Source organism: Bacillus sp. 1A (genome assembly GCF_052682215.1).
The window spans coordinates 2562414-2588481 of the sequence record NZ_JBQYLZ010000001.1; the positions used below are offsets into that span (position 1 = coordinate 2562414).

The 26068-nt window shown below is 35.8% G+C and carries 33 protein-coding genes; 22 read left to right on the forward strand and 11 right to left on the reverse strand.

Features of this window, described 5'->3' with window-relative positions:
• Positions 1-23: 23 nt before the first annotated feature.
• The 3 genes from ACUN0F_RS13120 to ACUN0F_RS13130 all read left to right on the forward strand — a co-directional run bounded on the left by ACUN0F_RS13120 (position 24) and on the right by ACUN0F_RS13130 (position 3024).
• The gene (locus ACUN0F_RS13120; protein WP_000301171.1) at positions 24-1154 is read left to right on the forward strand and encodes an N-acetyldiaminopimelate deacetylase; all 1131 of its coding nucleotides are present in this window, start codon (positions 24-26) and stop codon (positions 1152-1154) included.
• Positions 1155-1408: 254 nt separating this feature from the next.
• Positions 1409-2275, forward strand: coding sequence for a hypothetical protein (locus ACUN0F_RS13125; RefSeq protein WP_046956446.1), 867 nt, complete (start codon positions 1409-1411; stop codon positions 2273-2275).
• A gap of 83 nt (positions 2276-2358) precedes the next feature.
• On the forward strand, positions 2359-3024 hold the full coding sequence (locus ACUN0F_RS13130) for a potassium channel family protein (protein ID WP_000504032.1): 666 nt from the start codon (positions 2359-2361) through the stop codon (positions 3022-3024).
• Between the two features lie 38 nt (positions 3025-3062).
• Here the strand turns inward: ACUN0F_RS13130 and rnjA are convergent, their stop codons facing one another.
• Both rnjA and ACUN0F_RS13140 read right to left on the reverse strand, forming a co-directional pair.
• Positions 3063-4730: a ribonuclease J1 gene (rnjA, locus tag ACUN0F_RS13135; RefSeq protein WP_000670370.1), complete on the reverse strand. Its 1668-nt coding sequence runs from the start codon at positions 4728-4730 to the stop codon at positions 3063-3065.
• A 4-nt stretch (positions 4731-4734) separates the two neighbouring features.
• Positions 4735-4947: a DNA-dependent RNA polymerase subunit epsilon gene (locus ACUN0F_RS13140; protein ID WP_000576445.1), complete on the reverse strand. Its 213-nt coding sequence runs from the start codon at positions 4945-4947 to the stop codon at positions 4735-4737.
• Positions 4948-5494: 547 nt separating this feature from the next.
• Between ACUN0F_RS13140 and ACUN0F_RS13145 the strand changes: the two genes are divergently transcribed.
• Positions 5495-6268 (forward strand): Cof-type HAD-IIB family hydrolase, encoded by a 774-nt coding sequence (locus tag ACUN0F_RS13145; protein ID WP_264460867.1) that lies wholly within the window; start codon positions 5495-5497, stop codon positions 6266-6268.
• A gap of 58 nt (positions 6269-6326) precedes the next feature.
• Here ACUN0F_RS13145 and def read toward each other — a convergent pair whose 3' ends face one another.
• Together def and ACUN0F_RS13155 are read right to left on the reverse strand one after the other, a co-directional pair.
• Positions 6327-6881: a peptide deformylase gene (gene def, locus ACUN0F_RS13150; protein ID WP_046956448.1), complete on the reverse strand. Its 555-nt coding sequence runs from the start codon at positions 6879-6881 to the stop codon at positions 6327-6329.
• Positions 6882-7045: 164 nt separating this feature from the next.
• Positions 7046-7192: a YjcZ family sporulation protein gene (locus ACUN0F_RS13155; RefSeq protein ID WP_000274561.1), complete on the reverse strand. Its 147-nt coding sequence runs from the start codon at positions 7190-7192 to the stop codon at positions 7046-7048.
• Between the two features lie 513 nt (positions 7193-7705).
• Between ACUN0F_RS13155 and pdhA the strand changes: the two genes are divergently transcribed.
• From pdhA to ACUN0F_RS13180, 5 genes are all read left to right on the forward strand, one after another.
• Complete coding sequence (gene pdhA, locus ACUN0F_RS13160; protein WP_000536893.1) at positions 7706-8821, forward strand: pyruvate dehydrogenase E1 component subunit alpha; 1116 nt, start codon at positions 7706-7708, stop codon at positions 8819-8821.
• Between the two features lie 3 nt (positions 8822-8824).
• The gene (gene pdhB, locus ACUN0F_RS13165; RefSeq protein WP_000068162.1) at positions 8825-9802 is read left to right on the forward strand and encodes a pyruvate dehydrogenase complex E1 component subunit beta; all 978 of its coding nucleotides are present in this window, start codon (positions 8825-8827) and stop codon (positions 9800-9802) included.
• A 93-nt stretch (positions 9803-9895) separates the two neighbouring features.
• Positions 9896-11185 (forward strand): pyruvate dehydrogenase complex dihydrolipoyllysine-residue acetyltransferase, encoded by a 1290-nt coding sequence (pdhC, locus tag ACUN0F_RS13170; protein WP_000863412.1) that lies wholly within the window; start codon positions 9896-9898, stop codon positions 11183-11185.
• Positions 11186-11190: 5 nt separating this feature from the next.
• Complete coding sequence (gene lpdA / locus ACUN0F_RS13175) at positions 11191-12603, forward strand: dihydrolipoyl dehydrogenase (protein ID WP_000260106.1); 1413 nt, start codon at positions 11191-11193, stop codon at positions 12601-12603.
• A gap of 235 nt (positions 12604-12838) precedes the next feature.
• The gene (locus ACUN0F_RS13180) at positions 12839-13066 is read left to right on the forward strand and encodes a hypothetical protein (RefSeq protein WP_001221352.1); all 228 of its coding nucleotides are present in this window, start codon (positions 12839-12841) and stop codon (positions 13064-13066) included.
• 1 nt (position 13067) lies between these two features.
• Here ACUN0F_RS13180 and ACUN0F_RS13185 read toward each other — a convergent pair whose 3' ends face one another.
• Positions 13068-13460 carry a DUF1885 family protein gene (locus ACUN0F_RS13185; protein WP_087985085.1) on the reverse strand — a complete coding sequence of 131 codons (393 nt, stop codon included), beginning with the start codon at positions 13458-13460 and terminating at the stop codon, positions 13068-13070.
• A gap of 127 nt (positions 13461-13587) precedes the next feature.
• Here ACUN0F_RS13185 and ACUN0F_RS13190 point away from each other — a divergent pair, with 127 nt between their 5' ends.
• From ACUN0F_RS13190 to ACUN0F_RS13205, 4 genes are all read left to right on the forward strand, one after another.
• The gene (locus ACUN0F_RS13190) at positions 13588-13884 is read left to right on the forward strand and encodes a DUF3055 domain-containing protein (RefSeq protein WP_033662752.1); all 297 of its coding nucleotides are present in this window, start codon (positions 13588-13590) and stop codon (positions 13882-13884) included.
• Positions 13885-14079: 195 nt separating this feature from the next.
• Positions 14080-14208, forward strand: coding sequence for a GapA-binding peptide SR1P (locus tag ACUN0F_RS13195; RefSeq protein ID WP_000536778.1), 129 nt, complete (start codon positions 14080-14082; stop codon positions 14206-14208).
• A gap of 59 nt (positions 14209-14267) precedes the next feature.
• On the forward strand, positions 14268-14396 hold the full coding sequence (locus ACUN0F_RS13200; RefSeq protein WP_097917854.1) for a GapA-binding peptide SR1P: 129 nt from the start codon (positions 14268-14270) through the stop codon (positions 14394-14396).
• Positions 14397-14441: 45 nt separating this feature from the next.
• Positions 14442-14570 (forward strand): GapA-binding peptide SR1P, encoded by a 129-nt coding sequence (locus ACUN0F_RS13205; protein WP_000536796.1) that lies wholly within the window; start codon positions 14442-14444, stop codon positions 14568-14570.
• Positions 14571-14610: 40 nt separating this feature from the next.
• On the opposite strand, the gene ACUN0F_RS13210 is transcribed toward ACUN0F_RS13205, so the two are convergent.
• Both ACUN0F_RS13210 and speA read right to left on the reverse strand, forming a co-directional pair.
• Positions 14611-15441 (reverse strand): protein-glutamine gamma-glutamyltransferase, encoded by an 831-nt coding sequence (locus ACUN0F_RS13210; protein ID WP_000635323.1) that lies wholly within the window; start codon positions 15439-15441, stop codon positions 14611-14613.
• 75 nt (positions 15442-15516) lie between these two features.
• Positions 15517-16989 carry an arginine decarboxylase gene (gene speA / locus ACUN0F_RS13215; protein ID WP_264460868.1) on the reverse strand — a complete coding sequence of 491 codons (1473 nt, stop codon included), beginning with the start codon at positions 16987-16989 and terminating at the stop codon, positions 15517-15519.
• 366 nt (positions 16990-17355) lie between these two features.
• On the opposite strand from speA, the gene ACUN0F_RS13220 reads away from it, so the two are divergent.
• Positions 17356-17625, forward strand: a complete 270-nt coding sequence (locus ACUN0F_RS13220; RefSeq protein WP_000456567.1) for a UPF0223 family protein — start codon at positions 17356-17358, stop codon at positions 17623-17625.
• 80 nt (positions 17626-17705) lie between these two features.
• On the opposite strand, the gene ACUN0F_RS13225 is transcribed toward ACUN0F_RS13220, so the two are convergent.
• Positions 17706-18332, reverse strand: a complete 627-nt coding sequence (locus ACUN0F_RS13225; protein ID WP_000175087.1) for a YktB family protein — start codon at positions 18330-18332, stop codon at positions 17706-17708.
• Between the two features lie 206 nt (positions 18333-18538).
• On the opposite strand from ACUN0F_RS13225, the gene ACUN0F_RS13230 reads away from it, so the two are divergent.
• Positions 18539-18727 carry a hypothetical protein gene (locus tag ACUN0F_RS13230; RefSeq protein ID WP_001250166.1) on the forward strand — a complete coding sequence of 63 codons (189 nt, stop codon included), beginning with the start codon at positions 18539-18541 and terminating at the stop codon, positions 18725-18727.
• 88 nt (positions 18728-18815) lie between these two features.
• Positions 18816-19607, forward strand: coding sequence for an inositol monophosphatase family protein (locus ACUN0F_RS13235; protein WP_046956450.1), 792 nt, complete (start codon positions 18816-18818; stop codon positions 19605-19607).
• Positions 19608-19651: 44 nt separating this feature from the next.
• Here the strand turns inward: ACUN0F_RS13235 and ACUN0F_RS13240 are convergent, their stop codons facing one another.
• On the reverse strand, positions 19652-19831 hold the full coding sequence (locus ACUN0F_RS13240) for a DUF5325 family protein (RefSeq protein WP_000400128.1): 180 nt from the start codon (positions 19829-19831) through the stop codon (positions 19652-19654).
• Positions 19832-19971: 140 nt separating this feature from the next.
• Here ACUN0F_RS13240 and typA point away from each other — a divergent pair, with 140 nt between their 5' ends.
• The 3 genes from typA to ACUN0F_RS13255 all read left to right on the forward strand — a co-directional run bounded on the left by typA (position 19972) and on the right by ACUN0F_RS13255 (position 22564).
• Positions 19972-21816 carry a translational GTPase TypA gene (gene typA, locus ACUN0F_RS13245; RefSeq protein ID WP_000914755.1) on the forward strand — a complete coding sequence of 615 codons (1845 nt, stop codon included), beginning with the start codon at positions 19972-19974 and terminating at the stop codon, positions 21814-21816.
• Positions 21817-21971: 155 nt separating this feature from the next.
• Positions 21972-22274, forward strand: coding sequence for a YlaH-like family protein (locus ACUN0F_RS13250; protein WP_000893656.1), 303 nt, complete (start codon positions 21972-21974; stop codon positions 22272-22274).
• Positions 22275-22288: 14 nt separating this feature from the next.
• Complete coding sequence (locus ACUN0F_RS13255; RefSeq protein ID WP_046956451.1) at positions 22289-22564, forward strand: hypothetical protein; 276 nt, start codon at positions 22289-22291, stop codon at positions 22562-22564.
• 35 nt (positions 22565-22599) lie between these two features.
• On the opposite strand, the gene ACUN0F_RS13260 is transcribed toward ACUN0F_RS13255, so the two are convergent.
• Positions 22600-22800, reverse strand: a complete 201-nt coding sequence (locus ACUN0F_RS13260) for a YlaI family protein (RefSeq protein WP_001995040.1) — start codon at positions 22798-22800, stop codon at positions 22600-22602.
• Between the two features lie 145 nt (positions 22801-22945).
• On the opposite strand from ACUN0F_RS13260, the gene ACUN0F_RS13265 reads away from it, so the two are divergent.
• Together ACUN0F_RS13265 and ACUN0F_RS13270 are read left to right on the forward strand one after the other, a co-directional pair.
• Positions 22946-23401, forward strand: a complete 456-nt coding sequence (locus ACUN0F_RS13265; RefSeq protein ID WP_046956452.1) for a pyridoxamine 5'-phosphate oxidase family protein — start codon at positions 22946-22948, stop codon at positions 23399-23401.
• Positions 23402-23647: 246 nt separating this feature from the next.
• Positions 23648-24976, forward strand: a complete 1329-nt coding sequence (locus ACUN0F_RS13270; protein ID WP_000358079.1) for a PhoH family protein — start codon at positions 23648-23650, stop codon at positions 24974-24976.
• 45 nt (positions 24977-25021) lie between these two features.
• Here ACUN0F_RS13270 and ACUN0F_RS13275 read toward each other — a convergent pair whose 3' ends face one another.
• A complete protein-coding gene (locus ACUN0F_RS13275; RefSeq protein WP_001289800.1) occupies positions 25022-25519 on the reverse strand; it encodes a hypothetical protein in 498 nt (165 codons plus the stop codon).
• Positions 25520-25669: 150 nt separating this feature from the next.
• Here ACUN0F_RS13275 and ACUN0F_RS13280 point away from each other — a divergent pair, with 150 nt between their 5' ends.
• Positions 25670-25957 carry a YlaN family protein gene (locus tag ACUN0F_RS13280; RefSeq protein WP_000135698.1) on the forward strand — a complete coding sequence of 96 codons (288 nt, stop codon included), beginning with the start codon at positions 25670-25672 and terminating at the stop codon, positions 25955-25957.
• Positions 25958-26068: the final 111 nt, after the last annotated feature.

The window sequence follows — 26068 nt, forward strand, 5'->3', positions numbered from 1 at the left end:
TTTTTATAGATAGAGGTGCAAAAATGGCAGTAAGCAAATTCGTTCAAATTCGTAGAGACTTACACAAAATACCGGAAATTGGATTTAAAGAGTGGAAAACACAACAGTATATTTTAGATTACATAGGAACGCTTTCGAATGAATATGTGGAAGTGAAAGTATGGAAAACGGGTGTCATTGTTAAAGTAAATGGAAAAAATCCAGAAAAAATTATCGGTTATCGCGCAGATATAGACGGTTTACCAATTACCGAAGAAACTGGATATGAGTTTGCTTCTATTCATGAAGGAATGATGCATGCATGTGGACACGATTTGCATACAACAATCGGTTTAGGCCTTCTAACAGCAGCTGTAACAGAAAGAATAGATGATGACCTTGTGTTTCTATTCCAACCAGCTGAAGAAGGGCCAGGAGGGGCTCTTCCTATGTTAGAGAGTGAAGAGTTAAAAGAATGGAAGCCGAATATAATTCTTGGTCTTCATATTGCACCTGAATACGCTGTAGGAACAATTGCCACAAAAGAGGGACTATTATTTGCGAATACATCAGAGTTATATGTTGATTTAAAAGGGAAAGGTGGACATGCAGCCTACCCGCATACTGCAAATGATATGATTGTAGCAGCAAGTCACCTTGTTACACAACTTCAATCCGTTATTAGTCGTAATGTGAATCCTCTTGATAGTGCAGTGATTACAATCGGAAAAATAACAGGTGGTACAGTTCAAAATATCATAGCAGAAAAGTCTCGGTTAGAAGGAACGATCCGAACGTTATCAGTGGAATCAATGAGGCGTGTTAAAAGTAGGATTGAGGCAATTGTTGCAGGTATAGAAGCTTCCTTCCAATGTGAAGCTGTTATTGACTATGGAGCGATGTATCATCAAGTATATAACCATGAAGTATTAACGAGAGAGTTTATGCAGTTTGTAAGTGAACAAACTGATATGAATGTAATTACATGTACTGAGGCAATGACAGGGGAAGATTTTGGTTATATGCTTCAAGAGATTCCTGGATTTATGTTTTGGCTTGGGGTAAATTCAGAATATGGTTTACACCATGCAAAATTAAAACCAGATGAAGAGGTTATTGAGAAAGCTATCGCATTTTTAGATCAATATGTAAAGTGGAAAGGAACTAGAAAGTAAACTCGCTCGCCAACTTTGCAAAAACTTACAGTGGGTACTTGTTAGTTCCAAGACGAAAACATCTTTCATATTTGTTTTGGATACACATTGGCATACAAATGGATAAAGTAATGAGCAGCGGTTTTGAGCCGCTGCTCATTATTCATTATCGCTTATTGAGAAGATGATTAGTTAACTAGCTTATATATGTTTACATTTCGTGTAGAAAGTGTGTAAAATCAAGGTGAAACATAGAAAAAAGGGTGGGGAATTACGTGCAAATTAGCAGTGCAATGTTGTGTTTCGTCTTATATGCGTATGTTATTATTGCGGCGGTGTATTTTGGGATAAGTTTTTATGCCTACCGTTTAGTAGATAATCATGAATATGACGAAACTTATAAATGGGTGAAAAGATATTTATCACCTGTATTAGAAATTATGAATGGGTTTGTGCTCTTTTTATTTATTGGATTAATTGCTTTCTCGACGAGTTTAGTAGGGAATAAAACGACATTATTTGTACTAGGTATCATTATTTTTATGTTGTTAGGGATACGGATTGGTAACACAGTGTTTTGGAATGAAAGAAAAGTAGATGGTTGGACTGGAATGTTAATCCCGTGTATGTTAGCGGCTATCGTGACAAACATAGAGCATGAGTATTATCAATTACATTTTTGGCTTATTATCGTTTTAACAATTCTTTCAGTTTTGTACATAAGTACGGTAGTACTCACATACATTGCACATGAAAAAGGTGATGTTAAAGGAACACGCTTCTTTAGAGGGCGAGCATTATTTTGGAGTGTGCCAACGATGGCTGTTATAGGAATTATTGCGATATTAGTAAATGGATATCAATTTACTAATTGGCAACTGTTTTTAGAAAATTGGTGGATTTTCATTATTTCGTTTATCGCTTTTTTAGGTGCAACACATTATTTATTCCATCAACATCATTATATATTGGCATTGCTATTCGCATTTACACAACTATTATTTGCTTTCTTCGGACAAGAAACGTTATTATTCGTTTTTGAAACATTTAGTTCATTTGGAAATATATTTGTATTTGGTATGTTAATTTTCAGTATCGCATTTTATTTACAACAGTATTTTTATATGCAAAAACAAAAATAAGAATGATATACAGGTTTTTGTAGCAAATCTAAAGTATGTTACAATAAAAATACATAGTATTCGATGTTATTGGAGGAATTCCTGTGGGTGAAAAAGAGAAAGAATTTGCTGTCATTGGTCTTGGACGTTTTGGTGGAAGTATTTGCCGAGAACTCGCTCAATTAGGTATGGAAGTAATGGCAATTGATTCAGATGAGGATAAAATTAATGAGTTTGCAAATATAGCTTCACATGCTGTAATTGCAGATTCAACAGATGAGATGGTATTAAAAAGTCTTGGTATTCGTAATTTTGATCATGTAGTCGTTGCTATTGGAGACAATTTAAATTCAAGTATTTTAACAACATTAATTTTAAAAGAGTTAGGTGTAAAAAATATTACTGTAAAAGCTCAAAATGATTACCATGAAAAAGTGTTAAGTAAAATAGGGGCAGATCACATTGTGCACCCCGAGCGTGATATGGGAAAAAGGATTGCTAATAATATTGCATCAAGTAATGTATTAGACTATCTTGAGCTTTCAGATGAGCATAGTATTGTAGAGATTATTGCAAATAAAAAAATTGATGGTCATTCTTTAATCGAATTAGATATTCGTGCGAAGTTTGGATTGAATATTGTAGCGATTAAACGTGGTAAAGAAGTTATTGTATCTCCTCGAGCTACGGAAAATATTCAAGCGGGAGATATATTAATTGTAATTGGTCATGACGATGAAGTAGATCGTTTTAAACACTTTTTAAGATAAGAGAAAAGGACAATACCACGAAGGTATTGTCCTTTTTCTTATATTTCCATAATGATTGGTAAAATCATTGGGCGACGTTTCGTTTTCTCATATAGGAATGGTGCTAATGTATCTGTAATTTCATTTTTAATTTCAGACCATTGTGTTGTTTTACGCTCCATTACTTTTTCTAAATGAGTTGTAATTAATGTTTGAGCATCATTAATTAAATCACTACTTTCGCGCATATACACGAAACCACGTGAGATAATATCAGGTCCTGCTGCAACTTTAAACTCTTTCATATCAATGCTTACAACTACAATAACAAGTCCTTCTTCAGAAAGAATACGACGATCGCGTAATACGATATTACCGATATCTCCAATACCATTTCCGTCAATATAGACAGATCCAGATGGTATTTTACCAGCTACGCTTGCTTCATCAGAACGAAGAGCAAGAACATCTCCATTATCCATGATGAAACAGTTTTCTTCTGGAATACCACAATCGTTTGCTAACTTCATATGCATACGTTGCATGCGATATTCACCATGAATTGGCATGAAATACTTCGGTTTAATTAGACGAAGCATTAGTTTTTGTTCTTCTTGTCCACCGTGTCCACTCGTATGAATGTTTGACAGTTTCCCGTGGATTACATCAGCACCAGCACGATACAACATGTTAATTGTACGGCTTACACTAATTGTATTACCAGGGATTGGTGAAGAAGAGAAAACAACTGTGTCGCCAGGAATGATTTGAATTTGACGATGAGTACCATTAGCAATACGTGAAAGTGCTGCCATTGGCTCACCTTGACTACCTGTACATAAAATAACAACTTTATTAGCCGGTAGGCGGTTTAGTTGAGCTGTATCTATGAATGTATCCTTCGGACAGCGAATATAACCAAGGTTTTGTCCGATTTCAATCGCCGCTTCCATACTGCGACCGAACACAGCAACTTTACGATTGTTTTCAACAGCCGCTTCAACAACTTGTTGTAGACGATGGATATTTGATGCAAAGGTTGCAAAGATAATACGACCTTCTACTTTGCGGAAAATATCTTGAATACTATCACCAACACGGCGCTCAGACATTGTAAAGTTTGGAACTTCACTGTTTGTACTGTCAGATAAGAGACAAAGTACGCCGTCTTTTCCGATTTCAGCCATTTTTGTTAAGTCCGCTGGTTCACCGACTGGTGTGAAATCAAATTTGAAATCGCCAGTATGAACAACTTGTCCTTGAGGTGTTTTCACAACAACTCCGTATGAATCTGGGATACTGTGAGTTGTACGGAAGAAGGAAACAGATGTCTTTTTAAATTTAATAACATCATCTTCTTGAATTTCATAAAGTTTTGCTTTACGAAGTAATCCGTGCTCTTCTAATTTGTTTTTGATTAGTGCAATTGCTAATTTTCCGCCATAAATCGGAATGTTCACTTGACGTAATAAGTAAGGAATTCCACCGATATGATCTTCGTGACCATGTGTAATGAATAATCCTTTAATTTTATCTTCGTTTCGCACAAAATAAGTGTAATCTGGTATTACATAATCGATTCCGAGGAGTTCGTCTTCTGGAAATTTAATTCCAGCATCAATAATAATAATTTCATCTTGAAATTGAACAGCATATGTATTTTTACCGATTTCACCAAGTCCACCTAAAGCAAAAACGGCTGCTTGATCATTCTTTAGAAATTTCATATGACTATACGATTTCCGCTAATGTTAAATCAGCGTTTTCTTTTTCATATTCAAGATGAGCACCAGTAACAGACTGAACGAACTCGATATTATATGCGAACTTATTTAATTTCTTACGAACATCCTTTTCAGACGTAGCCTCTAAATATAAAACTTTTGTATTTTCACGTACTGGAACCTCAGTCAATTTTACTTGATAAAATACTTTAAAAATCATTTGGAAAACCTCTCCTTGTCTATGTTTTGCATTATCTGTTACTTATTATAAAGCAAACAGTCACGATTTTCATGTTTTTTCGAATGAGAATGAAGAAAAAGCCCGAAATGGGCACAATTTAAGCGATTGTCTTTTTACGGACTAGATCTTTTAAATAACGCTTGAGCTTTTTCTTCAGCTTCTTCAGCATGATTACTCCTTCCTTTCCTTATTTAAAACATGCATATTACTAGTGAAAACTCCGTCTCTGATATAAGAAAGAAGACAAAAGTGGATGTTGAATCTTGTCCTTTCTCATACAGGAAAAGTTATTCTATAGTAACGATTAGTAGCCGTTAGTTATAGGTATAGTATGAGAAAGAATAGAAAAGAAAATTCATGCGAACAAGTATCCACATTTTTTACTAATATATATATGCAGGTTTCATAAATAAGGTTAGAAAGTGAACGCTTTCTTCACAGATGTTTAATATGTTATACTTTTTTTTAGAATTTGAAAAGCGATAATCAAAATAGGAATATAGAGTAATGGAAAGGATTTTGACAAATGAATGATAAAATTGTCTTTTTTGATATTGATGGAACATTATTAGATCACGATAAGAAGATTCCGCAATCTACACGAGATGCAGTAAGACATTTACAAGAAAAAGGTGTGCATGTAGCAATTGCGACAGGACGTGCGCCGTTTATGTTTGAAGATATTCGTGAGGAACTCAATATACATAATTATGTTAGCTTTAACGGACAGTACGTTGTATTTGAAGATGAGGTAATATTTAATAACCCGTTACAGCCAGCTGCCTTACATAAGTTTACTCAGTTTGCAAAACAAGAAGGATATCCACTTGTATATCTGGATCATCAAGAAATGAGAGCATCAGTAGAATATCATGATTATGTGAAAGAAGGTTTTGGAAGCTTAAACTTTGAACATCCGGCATATGAACCTGATTTCTATGAGAAACGTAATATTTATCAAACACTTCTTTTCTGTGAAGTGAATGAAGAGGAAAAGTTTATTAATCATTACCCAGACTTTCATTTTATTCGCTGGCATGCATATTCAATGGATATTATTCCGAATGGTGGTTCGAAGGCAAAAGGAATTGAGAAATTCATTGAAAAATTAGGATTTAACCGTGAACAAGTGTATGCATTTGGAGATGGCTTAAATGATTTAGAAATGATCGAAGCAGTTGGGACAGGTATTGTGATGGGGAATGGTCACGAAGACTTGAAAAAACTTGCAAATCATGTGACAAAGGATGTTAGTGAAGACGGCATATATCATGGCTTAAAATGGGCTGGATTGCTATAAGTGAATATGGAACCCATTTCATAAAAAAAGGCGGAAGATTAACTTCCGCCTTTTTTTATTATCGTTCTAGAGGTTTTGAATCGTCAGGAGCAGCAAATGGATTTTCTTTATTAATGTGGTCATAGAACATAACACCATTTAAATGGTCAATCTCATGCTGAAATACAATTGCTGGTAAACCTTTTAAACGTAATTTTACTTCTTCGCCGTTGATAGATGTTGCTTTCACTGTAATTCTTGTGTAACGAGGGACATAACCAGGTACTTCGCGGTCTACTGATAGACAGCCTTCCCCGCTTTGTAAATATGTACGTTCAACAGAATGACTAATGATTTTGGGGTTGAATAATGCATGACTATATAACGTACCGTCCGTATCAGTTACATGAACCGCAATCATTTTCTTTGAAATACCGATTTGTGGAGCTGCTAATCCGATTCCAGGGCGTAAACTATATTTTTCAGCCATTTCAGGATCTTGGCTATTTATTACAAATTCAATCATTTCTTTAAGGGTAGTTGTATCTTCTTCGCTCGCCGGTATTGATACCTCTTCTGCAACGTTTCGCAAAATAGAATCTCCTTCGCGAATTACATCTTTCATTGTAAGCATATGTAATCTCTCCTTTCTTCTTTAGTCTACCAAAGGAGGTGGAAAAAGTCATCGACAAGTAGGGAAGCGCTTTGGAAAGCGTTCTACTATAGAATATTTATGTATGTAATAAAAAGAAAAGACGGCAAAGCCGTCTGTTTCTTCCATAGTTGTTTCATTTTACATTAGCGAATGCAAGCAGCACCAACGATAATTAAAAGAATAAACAACACAACGATTAAGGCGAAGCCGCGTCCAGACCCGCCACAAGAACCGCCATAACCGTAGGAAGGATTTGAACAAGTTGGATAGCAATATGAGTATCCGTACATGAGATGACCTCCTTTATCATTTCCCGCTAACACTGCGGTTACTATAATGTATGGAGGGAAGGATAGAAATGTATGGGTAATTACCTATAAAAGGAAGAAGAGTTTGTATATTTTTGCTAAGAAGAGAGAAAAACTAAAGAGAATTAAATCGTTTACATATTATTCTAAGAGAAAAAATAAGTTGAAAAGGGAATAATATAACAGTAGGTTAATGCTTACTAATACAGATGTGAAAAATAAAAACACGTTTGTGTAGAAGAAACCTGCATATTATTTATAAAAAAACGTATCCAAAGTAATTGACATCGTAATTAGAATAGTTGTAAACTAAAAAACGTGATCAAGATTGTATTAATATGTTTCTGAAAAAACATTAGTACAGATTGTTAGGTACACAAAATTATTCTCAACCGACAGATAAATTTGTTGGTTTACATTGTTGCGTTTTCAGTCTAGCTAATAGATAGTGAAAGCGTTTCAGAATATGGTTCAAGAGAGGAAGAGGTGAACGGAATGGGTACTAAAACAAAAAAGACCCTATTTAATGTTGATGAGCAAATGAAAGCTATCGCAGCTCAATTTGAAACATTACAAATTTTAAATGAAAAAGGCGAAGTTGTGAATGAAGCAGCTATGCCTGAATTATCTGATGATCAATTAAAAGAGTTAATGCGCCGTATGGTGTACACTCGCGTACTAGATCAACGTTCTATTTCTTTAAACCGTCAAGGACGTTTAGGTTTCTACGCACCAACAGCTGGACAAGAGGCTTCTCAATTAGCAAGTCATTTCGCACTTGAAGCAGAAGATTTCATCTTACCAGGATATCGTGATGTGCCACAATTAGTATGGCACGGTTTACCATTATACCAAGCATTCTTATTCTCTCGTGGACATTTCATGGGTAACCAAATGCCTGAGAATGTAAATGCACTTGCTCCACAAATCATTATCGGTGCGCAAATCATCCAAACTGCTGGTGTTGCGTTAGGTATGAAACTACGTGGTAAAAAATCTGTTGCAATTACTTACACTGGTGACGGTGGTGCTTCACAAGGTGACTTCTACGAAGGTATGAACTTTGCGGGTGCATTCAAAGCTCCAGCAATCTTCGTTGTACAAAACAACCGTTATGCAATCTCTACTCCAGTAGAAAAGCAATCTGCAGCTAAAACTGTAGCACAAAAAGCAGTAGCAGCAGGTATTTACGGAATTCAAGTAGACGGTATGGATCCATTAGCTGTATACGCAGCAACTGCTTTCGCTCGTGAGCGTGCAGTAAACGGAGAAGGCCCTACTTTAATCGAGACTTTAACATTCCGTTACGGTCCACATACAATGGCTGGTGATGACCCAACTCGTTACCGTACAAAAGATATCGAGAACGAATGGGAACAAAAAGATCCAATCGTACGCTTCCGTGCATTCTTAGAAAACAAAGGCCTATGGTCTCAAGAAGTTGAAGAGAAAGTAATCGAAGAAGCAAAAGAAGATATCAAACAAGCAATTGCTAAGGCTGACCAAGCTCCAAAACAAAAAGTTACTGATTTAATGGAAATCATGTACGAAAAAATGCCTTACAACTTAGCTGAACAATATGAAATTTACAAAGAAAAGGAGTCGAAGTAAGCCATGGCTCAAATGACAATGATTCAAGCAATCACTGATGCTTTACGCGTTGAAATGAAAAATGACCCTAACGTACTTGTGTTTGGTGAAGACGTTGGTGTAAACGGCGGTGTATTCCGTGCTACTGAAGGTTTACAAGCTGAATTCGGTGAAGATCGTGTAATGGATACTCCACTTGCAGAGTCTGGTATTGGTGGACTTGCAGTTGGACTTGCATTAGAAGGCTTCCGTCCAGTTCCAGAAATCCAATTCTTCGGTTTCATTTATGAAGTAATGGATTCAGTTTCTGGTCAATTAGCTCGTATGCGTTACCGTTCTGGTGGACGTTGGACTGCTCCAGTAACAATTCGTTCTCCATTCGGTGGCGGTGTTCATACTCCTGAACTACATGCTGATAGCTTAGAAGGATTAGTGGCTCAACAACCTGGTCTAAAAGTTGTTATTCCATCTACTCCATACGATGCAAAAGGTCTTTTAATCTCTGCGATTCGTGACAACGATCCAGTTATCTACTTAGAGCATATGAAATTGTACCGTTCATTCCGTCAAGATGTACCAGAAGGCGATTACACAATTGATTTAGGTAAAGCTGATATTAAACGTGAAGGTACAGATGTATCTGTTATCGCTTACGGTGCTATGGTTCATGCTGCATTAAAAGCTGCTGAAGAACTTGAAAAAGAAGGTATCTCTTTAGAGGTAGTTGACTTACGTACAGTTCAACCATTAGATATCGAAACAATCATCGCTTCTGTTGAAAAAACAGGCCGCGTAGTTGTAGTTCAAGAAGCACAAAAACAAGCTGGTATTGCAGCTAACGTTGTAGCGGAAATTAACGACCGTGCAATCTTAAACTTAGAAGCTCCAGTTGTACGTGTTGCAGCTGCTGATACAGTATTCCCATTCTCTCAAGCTGAGAGCGTATGGTTACCAAACCATAAAGATATTGTTGAAGCTGTTAACAAAGTAATGAACTTCTAATTTTTAGCTTTTCATGTGCAAAAGAAATCAGCACATGCTGGTTTCTTTTGTACATATTCCATAATAATGAAATGAATCAGGGGGCTGAATTCCGTGGCATTTGAATTTAAACTACCAGATATCGGTGAAGGTATCCACGAAGGTGAAATCGTAAAATGGTTTATTAAACCAGGCGATGAAGTAAACGAAGACGATGTACTTCTTGAAGTACAAAATGATAAAGCAGTAGTAGAAATCCCTTCTCCTGTTAAAGGTAAAGTACTTGAAGTACTTGTAGAAGAAGGAACAGTTGCAATTGTAGGAGATACATTAATTAAATTTGATGCTCCTGGATACGAAAACCTTAAATTTAAAGGTGACGATCATGATGCAGCTCCAAAAGCTGAAGAAGCAGCAGTAGAAGCTCCAGCAGCGGAAGCTACTCCAGCAGCAACTGCAGAAGTAGTAAATGAGCGCGTAATCGCTATGCCATCTGTTCGTAAATATGCTCGTGAAAACGGCGTAGACATTCATAAAGTAGCTGGTTCTGGTAAGAACGGCCGTATCGTAAAAGCTGACATCGATGCATTTGCAAATGGTGGACAAGCAGTAGCAGCAACTGAGGCTCCAGCAGCAGTAGAAGCTACTCCAGCAGCAGCGAAAGAAGAAGCACCAAAAGCACAACCAATCCCAGCTGGTGAATATCCAGAAACTCGTGAGAAAATGAGTGGTATCCGTAAAGCGATTGCTAAAGCAATGGTTAACTCTAAGCATACAGCTCCTCACGTAACATTAATGGATGAAGTAGATGTAACAGAACTTGTTGCTCACCGTAAGAAGTTCAAAGCTGTTGCAGCTGACAAAGGTATTAAATTAACTTACCTTCCATACGTTGTTAAAGCTTTAACATCTGCATTACGTGAATACCCAATGTTAAACACTTCTTTAGATGATGCTTCTCAAGAAGTAGTTCATAAACATTACTTCAACATCGGTATCGCAGCTGATACTGACAAAGGTCTATTAGTACCAGTTGTTAAAGATACAGATCGCAAGTCTATCTTCACTATTTCTAACGAGATCAATGATCTTGCTGGTAAAGCACGTGATGGTCGTTTAGCTCCGGCTGAAATGAAAGGTGCTTCTTGCACAATCACAAACATTGGTTCTGCAGGTGGACAATGGTTCACTCCAGTTATCAATCACCCAGAAGTAGCAATCCTTGGTATCGGCCGTATCGCTGAGAAGCCAGTTGTGAAAAACGGTGAAATCGTTGCAGCTCCAGTATTAGCATTATCTCTAAGCTTTGACCATCGTTTAATTGACGGCGCAACTGCTCAAAAAGCATTAAACCAAATTAAACGTCTATTGAATGACCCACAATTATTAGTAATGGAGGCGTAATAACAATGGTAGTAGGAGATTTCCCAATTGAATTAGATACAGTCGTTGTTGGTGCAGGTCCTGGTGGATACGTTGCGGCAATTCGTGCAGCACAATTAGGTCAAAAGGTAGCAATTATCGAAAAAGCTAACCTTGGTGGCGTATGCTTAAACGTTGGATGTATTCCTTCAAAAGCGTTAATCAATGCAGGTCATCGTTATGAGAATGCAATGCATTCTGATGACATGGGTATCACTGCAGAGAACGTAAAAGTTGACTTTACAAAAGTTCAAGAATGGAAAAACGGCGTAGTTAAGAAATTAACTGGCGGTGTTGAAGGCCTTCTTAAAGGTAACAAAGTTGAAATCATTCGCGGTGAAGCTTACTTCGTAGATGCTAATACATTACGCGTAATGACTGAAGATGCAGCACAAACGTATACGTTTAAAAATGCTGTTCTTGCAACTGGTTCTACACCAATCGAAATTCCAGGATTCAAATACTCTAAACGTGTTATCAACTCTACAGGTGCTTTAAGCTTACCTGAAATTCCTAAAAAACTTGTTGTAATCGGCGGCGGTTACATCGGTATGGAATTAGGAACTGCATATGCTAACTTCGGTACAGAAGTTACTGTAGTAGAAGCTGGCGACGAAATCTTAGCTGGTTTCGAAAAAGCTATGAGCTCTGTTGTTAAACGTGCTCTTCAAAAGAAAGGTAACGTAAATATCCATACAAAAGCTATGGCTAAAGGCGTTGAAGAAACAGAAACTGGCGTAAAAGTTAGCTTTGAAGTTAAAGGTGAAATCCAAACTGTAGAAGCAGATTACGTATTAGTAACTGTAGGTCGTCGTCCAAACACTCAAGAAATTGGTCTTGAGCAAGTTGGAGTTAAAATGACTGACCGCGGCATCATCGAAATCGATGAGCAATGTCGTACAAACGTATCAAACATCTATGCAATCGGTGATATCGTTCCTGGACCACCATTAGCTCACAAAGCTTCTTACGAAGGTAAAGTAGCTGTTGAAGCAATTAGTGGCCATGCATCAGCAATCGATTACATCGGAATTCCTGCAGTATGCTTCACTGATCCTGAATTAGCATCTGTTGGTTACACTAAGAAACAAGCTGAAGAAGCAGGAATGACAGTAGCTGTATCTAAGTTCCCATTCGCTGCTAACGGTCGTGCATTATCATTAAACAGCACTGACGGTTTCCTACAACTTGTAACACGTAAAGAAGATGGTCTTCTTGTAGGTGCTCAAGTTGCAGGTGCAGGCGCTTCTGATATTATCTCTGAGATTGGTTTAGCTATCGAAGCTGGAATGACAGCAGAAGATATCGCTCAAACAATCCACGCTCACCCAACATTAGGTGAGATCACAATGGAAGCAGCTGAAGTTGCTCTTGGAATGCCAATTCACATTGTAAAATAATTTAAGTAATGAAAATAGCCCCTCTCTTATTTAAAGAGAGGGGCTATTTTTATTTTAATAAAAGGGCTTGCAAGGTCTTTATATGTACTTGTCGAATGAATATATAATACTTTAAATGAATCGTTAGAACATATGTTAATTCAAAAGTAGTATATATGCTTTCGTATAATATGTAATTGATTCAAACTTAATCCCATATAGTAATAAAATAGAGCATGTCAAAGGAGAAGGTTCCATGAGAATATTACATGTTATATTTTATCATTTTTTATTATGGAGTGGTTTTTCCGTAGTATTATCATTGTCAAATGGTGATAAGTTGCATTACAAAGTAATGCTATTCTTTGTATTTCTTTATTTAGCATATGTGATCGCATATTTTGTATTGCACATTAGAAAGCAGGCATTATTCCTTACGTGTTCAAATTGCATACTTTTTTTAATTGTATATTCTATTTTTTAAATTAACGTTTATAGAAATACATTGTTCTTCCATTAAATAATTGTAATTCTCCTTCTAATTTCTTCGCTAGAAAACGGCAAAATTCATTTGCTTTTCCTTTATCACCGAATGTTGCATTAGGTGGTAAAGAAATCTGAATAAAAGATTGTTCCTTTTCTATACCAACACCAACATATATGGAGTCATATCGATCGTGAGTAGCTTGTAGTTTTAATGTTGTTGCGGATGTATCTATAATTTCATAAGGAAAAGCGGTATTTGTATAAGCGTAATTAATTTGAACACCAGTTTTGGAAGTAACTGTTTTATAGTACTGAAAAAGTTGTTTTATATCATCTGTTGAAACAGTTTGTTGATTGGATTTAGGTACAAGCGTAATAAAGGCATGTTGCATATAAGTTCCTCCTAACTTAGTAGAATACTATCATTCTACATCCTACTGAATTTTTTGACAATTAAAAGGAGTATTCCTTTTTTTGTTTAATATACTAATGAAAGGTGATGTAGAAAGGTGGAAACCGATGTTTGAAAAATTGTATGATGAGCATGAAAGTGTGAAGGTACGATTTTTGGGGTTTATGACACATGATACTCGTTATGATTTTGGTGTTATTTATACAAATATGTTTTTTGGAAAGCCGCTCATTGTTTGTATGCAAACAGGAAGGTCTACTTTACTTGGAAGAGATGATGTAGAGAATGTGCAACATATACAGGAAGTTTTTAAATTAAGGTCAGAAGAGGAAGCAGCAGAGTTAGCTCAGTTTTTTAAATTTTTAGTCCCATCTACTTCTTTGCATGCGGAATATGAAGAATAATTAATGTAAAACAGTCGTACGTATAAATATGGCTGTTTTTTTATTTGAATATCGCATACTAATTTAAATTAAAAATATTTAATGTGTTATACTAAAAACCTATTGACGTAAAAAGTATAACATATTAAAATAAAGACAGAAAGTTAAGCGGTTACAAAAAGTTTTTGGGATTATAAACTTAGGGGGAAATGAAAAATGGGAACGATCGTATGTCAAGATTGTGAAGGTACAATTGCACACTTCGAGGATGAGAAAGTAACGGTACTTTACGGGAAATGTGGATCTTGCGGATGTGATCACACAGAGCATACAAAAGCCCAATAATTGATAGGAAATGGACAGCTAAAAGTTTTTAGGACCATAAACTTAGGGGGAAATGAAAAATGGGAACAATTGTATGCCAAATATGTGAAGGAACAATCGGTCATTTTGAAGATGAAAAAACGACAGTGCTTTACGGAAAATGTGGTACAAATTGTGAATGTGCTAATAGAGATAAGGCGAAAGCTTAATTATAAATAAGTAGATTATTATTAAAACTCAGGGGGAAATGAAAAATGGGAACAATCGTATGCCAAGTATGTGAAGGAACAATCGGACATTTTGAAGATGAAAAATCAACAGTACTATACGGGAAATGTGGATCTCATTGCGAATGTGACCATAAAGAACATACAAAAGCTTAAATAAGAAAAAGCGCCTACATATACATATGTAGGCGCTTTTTTAATAAATTGTAGTTGTATGACCAACTGTTGCAACGATTGCATCATCTCTAATCGGAATAAACCCTATCGATGTCTGTGGAGTGCTAGGAGAAGCGTAGTGGCTCATAAGACGGCTATCAATACGGGTAATAGTATCGGTCAAGAAAGCTGAAATAAAAGCGTAAGGGACTCGTCGTTCATTTAATGAGTATATAATTTCTTCTTTTGTTTTTACACCTACGCCATGTCCGTAAAAAAAGAAATTTCCTAGATAGATTGCATTTTCTCCTTGCCACTCGATCGTAGCTGGATTCACTTGTGGATTTTTAAAATAAACGAGATCACCTGGAACAAGATCACCACCCGTTTTTGTTATGAGCTTTAAATCTTGATCGTAGTCCCACGTATAAAGTAAAAGGTTTGCAAAGAGACGGTTGAAAGTTTCTTCCTCATATAATGATAGTAAAGCTTTGTAAAAAATAATGATCATAGCGGTGGCACATTCAGTTCCATATAGTTTTCCGTTTTTGAAAATATCTTGTATGGCAATGGAAGGGGGTATGTTTGGTAGTAGCTCGAATCCTCCAAGTGACGTTCTTTTCCAATACTGGGGGTTGCAAAAGGATTGTTGAAATGTGCGAAACTGAAATCCACTTTGAAAAAGTTCTAATGCAGAAGTAATAATATTCACTCGCAAATTTAGATCAAAGCTGAGTTCATCAGATGTTCGGAAGGAATAAATTTCTTGATTTCCTGCCATTATTGATAAAATTTGTTGTTTCTCAGCTGCAAATGGCTCGTATTCATTTGTGATATAAGGATGTACAATAGAACGGCCTATTACAATCATAATCGTATCCCCACCTATACGTTACATTACTTAATATCGTATGAGAAAAGGGAAAAATGGTGAAAGAAAAGCCTATCAACTGATAGGCTTGTATTCTTTAATCACACGTAATGTTTGTAATGTCATATCTTCAGGACCTTGTACAGGTAAACCCGCTTCTAAGTTTTTACGAATATACGCTAAGTTATCTTGTGTAATAATTTCCCCCGGAGTAAAGATTGGAATCCCTGGCGGATAAACCATAACGAAATCAGCTATAATACGACCTGCTGCATTTTCAAACGGAATGACTTCTGTTTCCGAATAAAAAGCATCTCGAGGAGAAAGTGCTAGCACTGGTATTTCTGGAATTTCTACTTGTATTTGAACACCTTTATCGGCTTTATTTCTAAATGTTGCTGCTAAATCTTGTAATGCTGCAATAAGTGTATTTGTCTCACTTTCTGTATCCCCAAAAGTGACAAGACATAGTATGTTGTATAAATCTGAGAGTTCTACTTCAATGTTATATTGCTCTCTAAGCCATACTTCAGCCTGATGGCCTGTAATACCTAAATCTTTTACAGATACAATTATCTTTGTAGGATCATAGTTAAAAGTAGCATCTGTACCTAGCATTTCTTTCCCAGGACAGTAAAGATCCTCAATAGCATTAATAGCATCACGAACTTGTTCCGCTAATTGAATTGTTTGTTCTATGAGTGCTGTTCCTTCTGTAGCAAGACGTTTTCTAGCAACATCTAGGGATGCTAACAAGATGTAAGAAGTTGATGTCGTCGTAAGCATGCTAATAATAGATTGAACATGTTTAACGTTCACAAGGCCTTCCTTCACGTTAAGAATAGAACTTTGCGTTAAAGATCCTCCTAATTTGTGAACACTTGTTGCTGCCATATCTGCACCGGCTTGCATCGCTGACATCGGCAATTCATCGTGAAAATGAATATGAACACCATGAGCCTCATCAACTAGTACAGGGATATCATAAGAATGGGCTAATTGGACAATCTGTTCTAAGTCCGCAGCAAAGCCAAAGTATGTTGGATTAATAACAAGTAAGCCTTTCGCATCTGAATGCTCTTCAAGTGCCTTTTTGACAGAGTGAATTGTGATTCCGTGTGAAATACCAAGTGTTGGATCGATTTCAGGATGCATGAAAATCGGTTTTGCACCTGAGAAAATAATAGCTGACATTACTGATTTATGCACGTTTCGTGGCACTAGGATTTTGTCACCAGGACCGCACACGCTCATCACCATTGTCATTATTGCACCACTTGTACCTTGAATAGAAAAGAAAGTATGATCTGCACCAAATGCAGCGGCTGCTAAATCTTGTGCTTCTTTAATCATACCTTTTGGATGATGTAAATCATCGAGCGGCGCAATATTAATTAAATCAATTGCTAATGCATTATGCCCAATAAATTCGCGAAATGTAGGATCCATGCCCTGTCCTTTTTTGTGACCAGGAATATGGAATTGAATTGGATTTCGCTTACTGTGCTCAACTAAAGCGGTAAACAATGGTGTTTCGTATTGGGACAATCTATACACCCCTTCTTTTTCATAATATTTATTAGAGTTTGTTTTATATAATCTTGTTCTAAAAAAGTTAAGTGCTTTTAGAATGAGACTTGTTTTTCTGCCAATCACAAAAGCATTTTTGAGATGGTAGGTTCACTTTATTTTCTATAAAACAAAAGCATTATATCACCAATAATTATAGATGTATAGAAAAAAATATTTTTACAGTGGGTATGTTAAATAGTTATTTCCAATTAATTTATAGAGGAAGACAATTCCATCACAATGAATAAATAGTGTATAATGCAAAGTGGCTATAGTGAAGAAGAAAAAAATCCCTTTAAGATAGCATATTGAAATAAGAAGAAATGATAAATGAGGTGCGAAATGGAATATCAATATCCGTTAGATTATAATTGGTCAAATGAGGAAATGGTTGTAATTGTGAAGTTTTATGAAGCAATTGAGAAAGCATACGAAAAAGGAATTATAAGAGAAGAATTAATGGGATTATATCGTCGTTTTAAAGAGATTGTTCCATCTAAAGCAGAAGAGAAGAAAATTGATAAAGAGTTTCAAGAAGTAAGTGGATATTCTATATACCGTGCGATTCAAAGGGCGAAAGAAACGGAAGAACAAAAGCTCGTGAAAATGTAAAAATATTTTGAAAAATAAAAACTGAAGTGATATAATGTGATAACAACTAAAAACGGACAATATAAATTGTCCGTTTTCTACTATCGATTACAAAGTGCATATAAAGGAAGGAGTGATTGCATCGTAGATTCAATCTTAGCAAGGAATTGTTCGTTGGTCATTGCTGAAAACTCCTCTGGTGATATATGAATCCCAACTAATAATTCTGCTTTTTTCACAGTAGCTAGACGTTCAATCATCTTTTGTAAGTCTTCTGTTTCAAGTGTTTTATGTAATTTTACACTTGGTTTAGTATGGTCAATGGACCAAACGAAGTCATTTGGAATATTTGTTTTTAAATCATTTAAATGTTCTAAGAAGGCGTGAGCCGTCTCCACTTTTTGTGGACACTCATAGATTAAACCAAAGTATATGAAGGCATGAGTACCCCATAATCCAATTTGGAAATGTGGCAGCATTTTATAACCGCGTTTATTTGTTGAAAAAGCAACCCAAGTATCGTTTGGTGGATTGACTTTGCGGCGTGCATGTTTTGCTACATGATAAAAAAAGTTCTCATCAGTTTGTTTGGATAAATACGTTGCAAACTGTTCCCCTAAAGCTTCAAGCTTAGGATGAATGTTCGTTTTAATTGCACTCATTCGTTCTTCGAGACCATCAACTGTAAAGACCTCAAAATCAGTTGACTTGAATGTTTGTAGTGTCATGATTGTTCCTCCAACTCCTATTTTGCTTTTATTTTAGCATAGCTTGTACTATTCATAAAAAAAACAGCACAAAAAAATTTAAATAAAAAAATATAATTTTGTTGCATAGATGATTTATCCAACATAGTATAGTATAAAATAAAAAATCAGAAAATTGAATCAATTATAGTCCGAGGGCAGACGAATATTGGGAGGAGGCAAATAATATGAGACAGGTGATTAATGCGTTAAAGAGAACAGATGCTGAAAAGAGAATACCGGTGCTACGTTTGGAGCTAGATTATGAATTAGCAACTTTATATGATGCGATGATGGAAAATGATAAACTGAAAAAAGAAGAGTGTGTACAAAAGTTAGAAGTGTTAAGACTTGAAATGATTCGTTTAGAAGCGTAATAATAGTATATGTATAAAAAATTAGTTGGTGCGAACCTTATAAAGGGTTCGTTTTTTCTGTGAACAGTATAGATCGGAGTGTTTAAACATGCAAGAAGTATGGAAAGACATCGATGCACACGCCAAACAGTGGATTCGAGATGCAGGAGAGTTTTTAATGGCATCAATGGAAAAAGCACTTATTATAGAAACGAAATCCAATGCAGCTGATTTAGTAACAAATATGGACCGAGAAATAGAACAGTTTTTAATTGGGAAAATTAAAGAAACATTCCCGAACCATAATATTTTAGGAGAAGAAGGTTATGGAGATGAGGTAACTTCTTCTGATGGGGTTGTTTGGTTAATTGATCCAATTGATGGCACGATGAACTTTGTTCATCAAAAAAGAAATTTCGCAATTTCAATTGGAATTTATGAGAACGGTATCGGAAAGGTTGGACTCATTTATGATCCAGTTCATGATGAATTATACCATGCGGTAAAGGGAGCTGGAGCATTTTGTAATGAAGTACCAATACCTTTATTGGAAAAAGGAACTGTAGAGCAAGGTATTGTAGCTTTAAATGCGATATGGCTTACCGACAATCCAATGCTTAATAGGGAAAGTATGATGGCACTGGTTAAGAAAGCAAGAGGCACGAGATCATATGGCTGTGCAGCGTTAGAGATGGTATACGTTGCAACAGGAAGAATAGATGCATATGTAACGCCGAGATTATCACCATGGGATTTTGGTGGGGGACAGATAATTGTAGAGGAAGTTGGAGGCAAGGTGACAACTTTTTCTGGATCCCCGCTTTCTATCGTAGAGAAGAGCAGCGTATTAGTTGCAAAACCAGGAGTGTATGAAGAGTTGTTACGATTTATAGCGGAGTAACAAAAAAAGTAAGAGGCTGTATAAGCGCTTCTTACTTTTTGACGTTATTTCGATTTACGCATTTTTCTTTTTGTTACAAAACCGTATCCAACTGTAACAAATGTGCCGATAATGCAAATAATAATACCGATGGGACTATTTTCAGCAACCATAATGCCGATACCGATTAAGAAAATAACACCGATAATTGCAGTTAATAAAAAGCGATATTGAATGTGTTCCATTTCTTCACCCTCCAATCTCATTTTACTTTCACAAAAGTAAGAATACAACTATATTTTCATTCTTGATTTTATTTTGATTGCCATTGTATCCCCTTCGCTCTTATAATAGAGAAGGATTAAAAAGACATTAGGAGTTGGACATGTTGAAAAAACGACAAGATTTACGAAATATAGCAATTATTGCCCACGTTGACCATGGTAAAACAACACTTGTTGACCAGTTATTACGTCAAGCGGGGACGTTCCGTGCGAATGAACATATTGAAGAACGCGCAATGGACTCAAACGATCTAGAAAGAGAACGTGGTATTACAATTTTAGCGAAGAATACTGCGATTCACTATGAAGATAAAAGAATTAACATTTTAGATACACCTGGTCACGCTGACTTCGGTGGAGAAGTAGAACGTATCATGAAAATGGTTGATGGTGTTCTACTTGTTGTTGATGCATATGAAGGTTGTATGCCACAAACACGATTTGTTTTAAAGAAAGCTCTTGAGCAAAACTTAACTCCAATCGTTGTTGTAAACAAAATTGACCGTGACTTCGCTCGCCCTGATGAAGTAGTTGATGAAGTAGTTGACTTATTCATCGAACTTGGTGCAAACGAAGATCAATTAGAGTTCCCAGTTGTATTTGCATCAGCAATGAACGGAACAGCAAGCTTAGATTCAAATCCAGCAAATCAAGAAGAGAATATGAAATCATTGTTTGACACAATTATTGAACATATTCCAGCACCAGTTGATAACAGCGAAGAGCCACTTCAATTCCAAGTAGCACTTCTTGATTACAATGACTATGTTGGTCGTATCGGGGTTGGACGCGTATTCCGTGGTACAATGAAAGTAGGACAACAAGTTGCATTAATGAAAGTTGATGGAACTGTAAAACAATTCCGTGTAACGAAATTATTTGGTTACATTGGATTAAAACGTCAAGAAATTGAAGAAGCAAAAGCTGGAGATTTAGTAGCTGTTTCGGGTATGGAAGACATTAACGTAGGTGAAACGGTATGTCCGGTTGAGCATGAAGAGGCTCTACCATTATTACGTATTGATGAGCCAACACTACAAATGACATTCCTTGTAAATAACAGCCCATTTGCAGGTCGTGAAGGTAAATTCATTACATCTCGTAAAATTGAAGAGCGTCTTCGTTCACAATTAGAAACAGATGTAAGTTTACGTGTAGATAATACAGATTCTCCTGATGCGTGGATCGTATCTGGACGCGGGGAATTACATTTATCTATCCTAATTGAAAACATGCGTCGTGAAGGTTATGAACTACAAGTATCTAAGCCTGAAGTAATTATTAAAGAAGTTGATGGCGTAAGATGTGAGCCTGTAGAGCGCGTGCAAATCGATGTACCTGAAGAATACACTGGTTCTATTATGGAATCTATGGGTGCACGTAAAGGTGAAATGTTAGATATGGTGAATAACGGAAACGGTCAAGTTCGCCTTACTTTCATGGTTCCAGCACGTGGTTTAATTGGTTACACAACAGAATTCTTAACATTAACTCGTGGTTACGGTATTTTAAACCATACATTCGATTGCTACCAACCAGTACACGCTGGACAAGTTGGTGGACGTCGCCAAGGTGTTCTAGTTTCACTTGAAACAGGAAAAGCATCACAATACGGTATTATGCAAGTTGAAGACCGTGGTGTAATCTTCGTTGAACCAGGTACAGAAGTATATGCTGGTATGATTGTTGGAGAACATACTCGTGAGAATGACTTAACAGTTAACGTTGTAAAAATGAAACAACAAACTAATATTCGTTCTGCGACGAAAGATCAAACTTCAACAATGAAAAAACCACGCTTAATGACTTTAGAAGAGTCATTAGAGTACTTAAACGATGACGAGTTCTGTGAAGTAACTCCAGAATCAATTCGTCTACGTAAAAAGATTCTTGATAAGAGCGAGCGCGAAAGAGCTGCTAAGAAAAAGAAATCTGTAGAAGCGTAAAATAATAGAACAGCTACCTTTGAGGGGTGGCTGTTTTTTATTGTATTTATTTTTGGAATATTTACTCTTTTTTGTGGACAGTATTTTTTTTGCGGGTTACTCTTGTATTAAGTACATAAATAAAATTTGTTTCTTGTGAGAAAGGGGGATGAATGATGTTAGAAAGAATGTCGTTTTTTGCGAAATTATGTAAAGTTGATGAAAATCCGGAACTAGGGATGTGGTTGCTGTATGGCATCATTATTATATTAAGTGCACTTGTGTATAATTTAGGTTTTGCAAGAAAACTATCAATAATAAAAAATATAGTGATATATATATCGTTAGCGATTGGATGTACAGTTTTAACTTTCTTTGCAGTTTTTTTACCTGTTGGAGAGGGCCTTGTTGTAGCGGCAATTGTACTTGGGATTTATAGGTTGCGTTTACGTCAAGCGAGACAACAAAAAGCAGGGTGAGGGGGCAAATTTTTATGCGTTCAGTACAAGATGCGTTATATAATTGGTTAACAATTAAAACAGTTGCCGAAGCACGTCCAGATGATCGTGCTGCACAAGAAACGTATTTGTTATTTGAAAATATGATATATGAAGAACATAAATTAAAGAATGTGGAAGTTAAAAAGAATGAAGAAATGTATTTGATTACATATGAAATGAATGGAGAAAGAAAATCTGCAAGGTTTCCGTTAGAAGCTATTGATTGTTTTTTGGATCAAATGAATCGTGAACCTGAAAAATATAAATAAGTCCTTATCTATATGATTAAGGACTTATTTACATTTTACCAATCGTCTTCGACTTTTTTATCACGGTATAATCGGAAATTACCACTTGCATGACGTTCCATCGTACGTTCTGCAATTCGTTCCGAACATTCCATGCACATATATGTATGAATAGGGCGGTTACGTAGTTTTTTTGCCATAGGATTTTCATCATCTAACATATCTTTTTTATCACAAATCATACACTTGACTCTCATTTCGTCACCTCAATACGAATTCTATCAGTATAAGTATATCATGGAAGTGTAATATTTTTGAATAATAGCGGGAAAAAATAATATTTTCGCAATTCGAAAAATAAGTTATGATAAGGATATAGTAAGTATATTTGGAGGTGGAAATATGGCGAATGTAGTAGATCCTACATTAACAGATGATTTAGTACAAACGTTACGTAAAGAATGTATTGTTATGGTAGCAACAACAGACTTCGAAAAACAAGTTCCTAACGTAAGTGCTATTTCTTGGGTGTATGCAGTGAGTAAAACTAGTATTCGATTTGCAGTAGATCAACGTTCACGTATTGTGGAAAATATACGGCATAGTACTGGGCTAGTATTGACTATAATGGCGAATGAATCCGTATTTTCCATAAGTGGTGCAGGTGAAATTTTGACTGATAGAATGGAAGGCATTCCTCTAAAATTAACTGTAATAGAAGTAAATGTACAAGAAGTACGTGATGTTATGTTTTATGGAGCGAAGCTTGCAACTGAGCCAACCTATGAAAAAACATATGATATTCGCGCAGCGAAAAAGCTGGATAGCCAAGTGTTAGTAGGAATAAAAGAATTATAAATGTGATAAATAAGAAAATAAGTTATTAACTTTTGTAATCAGTTATTGTGATTTTATGTTAATAATTATAATTAAAAGTAATATATTGAATAGAAATGAATAAAAAATAAATAAAAGGTTTCATGGTTATGAATTTCGATTCTACCTCGTTTATACGGTACATATAATTATAACAATGGTTCGTCCATATTTTATGGATGAAACCCTTGTTCTACAAATTTAAAAGTGGAGTCAGGGGGTAACAGGTTGGATAAAATTTATGTGTTAGATACGAATGTACTTTTGCAGGATCCTTTATCTATTTTTTCATTTGAAACAAATGAAGTAGTGATTCCAGCAGTTGTATTAGAAGAGGTTGATTCGAAAAAACGTTATATGGATGAAGTAGGACGAAACGCTCGTTATGTATCTAAGTTAATAGACAAATTTCGTGAAATAGGAAAGCTGCATGAAAGTATTCCGTTAGAAAACGGCGGTACATTTCGTATTGAATTAAATCATCGTTCATTTGTTCAACTACAAGATATTTTTGTAGAAAAAACAAATGATAATCGAATTTTAGCTGTAGCAAAAAATCTATCTTTAGAAGAACAAGAAAAAGAGGACGGGAAGTCTGTTATTTTAGTAAGTAAAGACGTGCTCGTAAGGGTAAAAGCTGATGCAATTGGTTTGAAGGCGGAAGATTATTTAAGTGATCGTGTAATTGAAGTAGATAATATATATTCAGGATTTTTAGAAGGGTATATATCAAAAGAGCAATTAGATTATTTTTATGAAAAAGGTGAATTGCCTTTATCCGAAATTGCAAATCACCCTTTTTATCCAAATCAGTTTGTAGTAATGAAAGATGCATTAGGGGGATCTAGTTCAGCACTTGGCATTGTGGATCATTTAGGTAAGAAGGTAAAGAAACTTATTTTTCACAATGAACAAGTATGGGGGATACGACCACGAAATGTGCAGCAAATTATGGGGTTAGAATTGTTGCTTCGTGAAGATATTCCGCTAGTAACGTTAACGGGGAAAGCTGGTACAGGAAAAACATTACTCGCGTTGGCTTCAGGACTCATGCAAACGGAAGATTTAGGACTATATAAAAAACTACTCGTTGCAAGGCCAATTGTTCCAGTCGGAAAAGATATCGGTTATTTACCAGGAGAAAAAGAAGAAAAGTTAAGACCATGGATGCAACCGATTTTTGATAATCTAGAGTACTTATTTAATACGAAAAAGCCAGGAGAGTTAGATGCTATTTTAGCTGGAATGGGTTCGATTGAAGTAGAGGCCCTTACCTATATACGTGGGAGAAGTATTCCAGATCAGTTCATTATAATTGATGAAGCACAAAATTTAACGAAGCATGAAGTGAAAACGATATTAACAAGGGTAGGAGAAAAAAGTAAAATTGTATTAATGGGAGATCCTCAGCAAATTGATCACCCGTATTTGGATGAATATAATAATGGTTTAACATATGTTGTAGAGAAGTTTAAAGAGCAACGTATTAGTGGTCATGTAAAGTTTGTTAAAGGGGAGCGGTCTAATTTAGCTCAACTTGCAGCGGATTTATTATAAAAGGAGTGAGCTGAGGCTCACTCCTTTTTCTTCCAAGTATACACTTTAAATAATTGTGAATTTACGGATGTTACGGATTGGATTTTGTCTATTAGATCCATCATTGTAATATAGATGAACAGGTCCATCCTCTTTTAATGGCTTTCCTTCTTTTGAAAAACCAAGAATAGCATTTTCTACAGTTTCTAATGGAAGTATTATTGTTTGATCTACTGTTTCAATTTCGACTTGCGTAGCGCCATCTGAAATTTCGGCGTTAGCAAGAAATGGATGAAATGGTATACCGAACGTTCCAGTAATTAGTTGTTCTTTTTTATATTTCTTTACACTTTGTTGTATCGGTGGAAACGCAGCACCATCACGGATTTCGCGATCCCAATGCTCTGAAGTGTTTTTTAAATAAGCTTCTAGTTCTGAAGTGTTTTCTCTTGTTTCATCAAAGTAAGTTGTCAAATCTACTTTTCGATCATCAAAGATCCAAACAGTTGGATCGATAGTGATTGGAAAACGAACTTTTCCATTAATAAATAAAATTTCGCTCATTGTTGTTCCCCCATTTGTGTTATACTCCCACTTTTCAGTATAATAGCATTAGACACGGTTGTCACAAAAAATGTTTCTATTGCAATTTACTAAAACTATCGCTAATATTAATAGATAGGAGAGAGTAGGACGGAAACGGAGGGAATCAATTTGGCGTCTGAGACAGTATCAAATCATCAGGAAAAGGCACTAGCCCTTCTACAAGCGGATGCGGAGAAGATTTTAAGACTTATTAAGGTGCAAATGGACAATCTTACAATGCCGCAATGTCCATTATATGAAGAAGTGTTAGACACACAAATGTTTGGACTATCCCGCGAGGTCGATTTTGCAGTTCGCCTTGGTCTTATTGCAGAAGAACAAGGGAAAGCAATGTTAGGAGAGCTTGAACGTGAGTTATCTGCACTTCATGAAGCATTTACGAACAAACAACAATAACGGGTTCAAATAGGGGGGCTCAAACTGAAATAGTTTGGGCTTTTTATTTGTATAATAAAGCAGGAAGAATCAATGTACATATGGAATACAACAATAATTAAATTGAAACAG

Excerpts from the sequence above, each read along its gene's own strand:
- ACUN0F_RS13120 (WP_000301171.1), top strand. The coding sequence starts at position 24 with ATGGCAGTAAGCAAATTCGTTCAAATTCGTAGAGACTTACACAAAATA.
- rnjA (WP_000670370.1), bottom strand. The coding sequence starts at position 4,730 with ATGAAATTTCTAAAGAATGATCAAGCAGCCGTTTTTGCTTTAGGTGGA.
- ACUN0F_RS13140 (WP_000576445.1), bottom strand. The coding sequence starts at position 4,947 with ATGATTTTTAAAGTATTTTATCAAGTAAAATTGACTGAGGTTCCAGTA.
- ACUN0F_RS13145 (WP_264460867.1), top strand. The coding sequence starts at position 5,495 with ATGAATGATAAAATTGTCTTTTTTGATATTGATGGAACATTATTAGAT.
- def (WP_046956448.1), bottom strand. The coding sequence starts at position 6,881 with ATGCTTACAATGAAAGATGTAATTCGCGAAGGAGATTCTATTTTGCGA.
- ACUN0F_RS13155 (WP_000274561.1), bottom strand. The coding sequence starts at position 7,192 with ATGTACGGATACTCATATTGCTATCCAACTTGTTCAAATCCTTCCTAC.
- pdhA (WP_000536893.1), top strand. The coding sequence starts at position 7,706 with ATGGGTACTAAAACAAAAAAGACCCTATTTAATGTTGATGAGCAAATG.
- pdhB (WP_000068162.1), top strand. The coding sequence starts at position 8,825 with ATGGCTCAAATGACAATGATTCAAGCAATCACTGATGCTTTACGCGTT.
- lpdA (WP_000260106.1), top strand. The coding sequence starts at position 11,191 with ATGGTAGTAGGAGATTTCCCAATTGAATTAGATACAGTCGTTGTTGGT.
- ACUN0F_RS13180 (WP_001221352.1), top strand. The coding sequence starts at position 12,839 with ATGAGAATATTACATGTTATATTTTATCATTTTTTATTATGGAGTGGT.
- ACUN0F_RS13185 (WP_087985085.1), bottom strand. The coding sequence starts at position 13,460 with ATGCAACATGCCTTTATTACGCTTGTACCTAAATCCAATCAACAAACT.
- ACUN0F_RS13190 (WP_033662752.1), top strand. The coding sequence starts at position 13,588 with ATGTTTGAAAAATTGTATGATGAGCATGAAAGTGTGAAGGTACGATTT.
- ACUN0F_RS13195 (WP_000536778.1), top strand. The coding sequence starts at position 14,080 with ATGGGAACGATCGTATGTCAAGATTGTGAAGGTACAATTGCACACTTC.
- ACUN0F_RS13200 (WP_097917854.1), top strand. The coding sequence starts at position 14,268 with ATGGGAACAATTGTATGCCAAATATGTGAAGGAACAATCGGTCATTTT.
- ACUN0F_RS13205 (WP_000536796.1), top strand. The coding sequence starts at position 14,442 with ATGGGAACAATCGTATGCCAAGTATGTGAAGGAACAATCGGACATTTT.
- ACUN0F_RS13210 (WP_000635323.1), bottom strand. The coding sequence starts at position 15,441 with ATGATTGTAATAGGCCGTTCTATTGTACATCCTTATATCACAAATGAA.
- ACUN0F_RS13220 (WP_000456567.1), top strand. The coding sequence starts at position 17,356 with ATGGAATATCAATATCCGTTAGATTATAATTGGTCAAATGAGGAAATG.
- ACUN0F_RS13225 (WP_000175087.1), bottom strand. The coding sequence starts at position 18,332 with ATGACACTACAAACATTCAAGTCAACTGATTTTGAGGTCTTTACAGTT.
- ACUN0F_RS13230 (WP_001250166.1), top strand. The coding sequence starts at position 18,539 with ATGAGACAGGTGATTAATGCGTTAAAGAGAACAGATGCTGAAAAGAGA.
- ACUN0F_RS13235 (WP_046956450.1), top strand. The coding sequence starts at position 18,816 with ATGCAAGAAGTATGGAAAGACATCGATGCACACGCCAAACAGTGGATT.
- ACUN0F_RS13240 (WP_000400128.1), bottom strand. The coding sequence starts at position 19,831 with ATGGAACACATTCAATATCGCTTTTTATTAACTGCAATTATCGGTGTT.
- typA (WP_000914755.1), top strand. The coding sequence starts at position 19,972 with ATGTTGAAAAAACGACAAGATTTACGAAATATAGCAATTATTGCCCAC.
- ACUN0F_RS13250 (WP_000893656.1), top strand. The coding sequence starts at position 21,972 with ATGTTAGAAAGAATGTCGTTTTTTGCGAAATTATGTAAAGTTGATGAA.
- ACUN0F_RS13255 (WP_046956451.1), top strand. The coding sequence starts at position 22,289 with ATGCGTTCAGTACAAGATGCGTTATATAATTGGTTAACAATTAAAACA.
- ACUN0F_RS13260 (WP_001995040.1), bottom strand. The coding sequence starts at position 22,800 with ATGAGAGTCAAGTGTATGATTTGTGATAAAAAAGATATGTTAGATGAT.
- ACUN0F_RS13265 (WP_046956452.1), top strand. The coding sequence starts at position 22,946 with ATGGCGAATGTAGTAGATCCTACATTAACAGATGATTTAGTACAAACG.
- ACUN0F_RS13275 (WP_001289800.1), bottom strand. The coding sequence starts at position 25,519 with ATGAGCGAAATTTTATTTATTAATGGAAAAGTTCGTTTTCCAATCACT.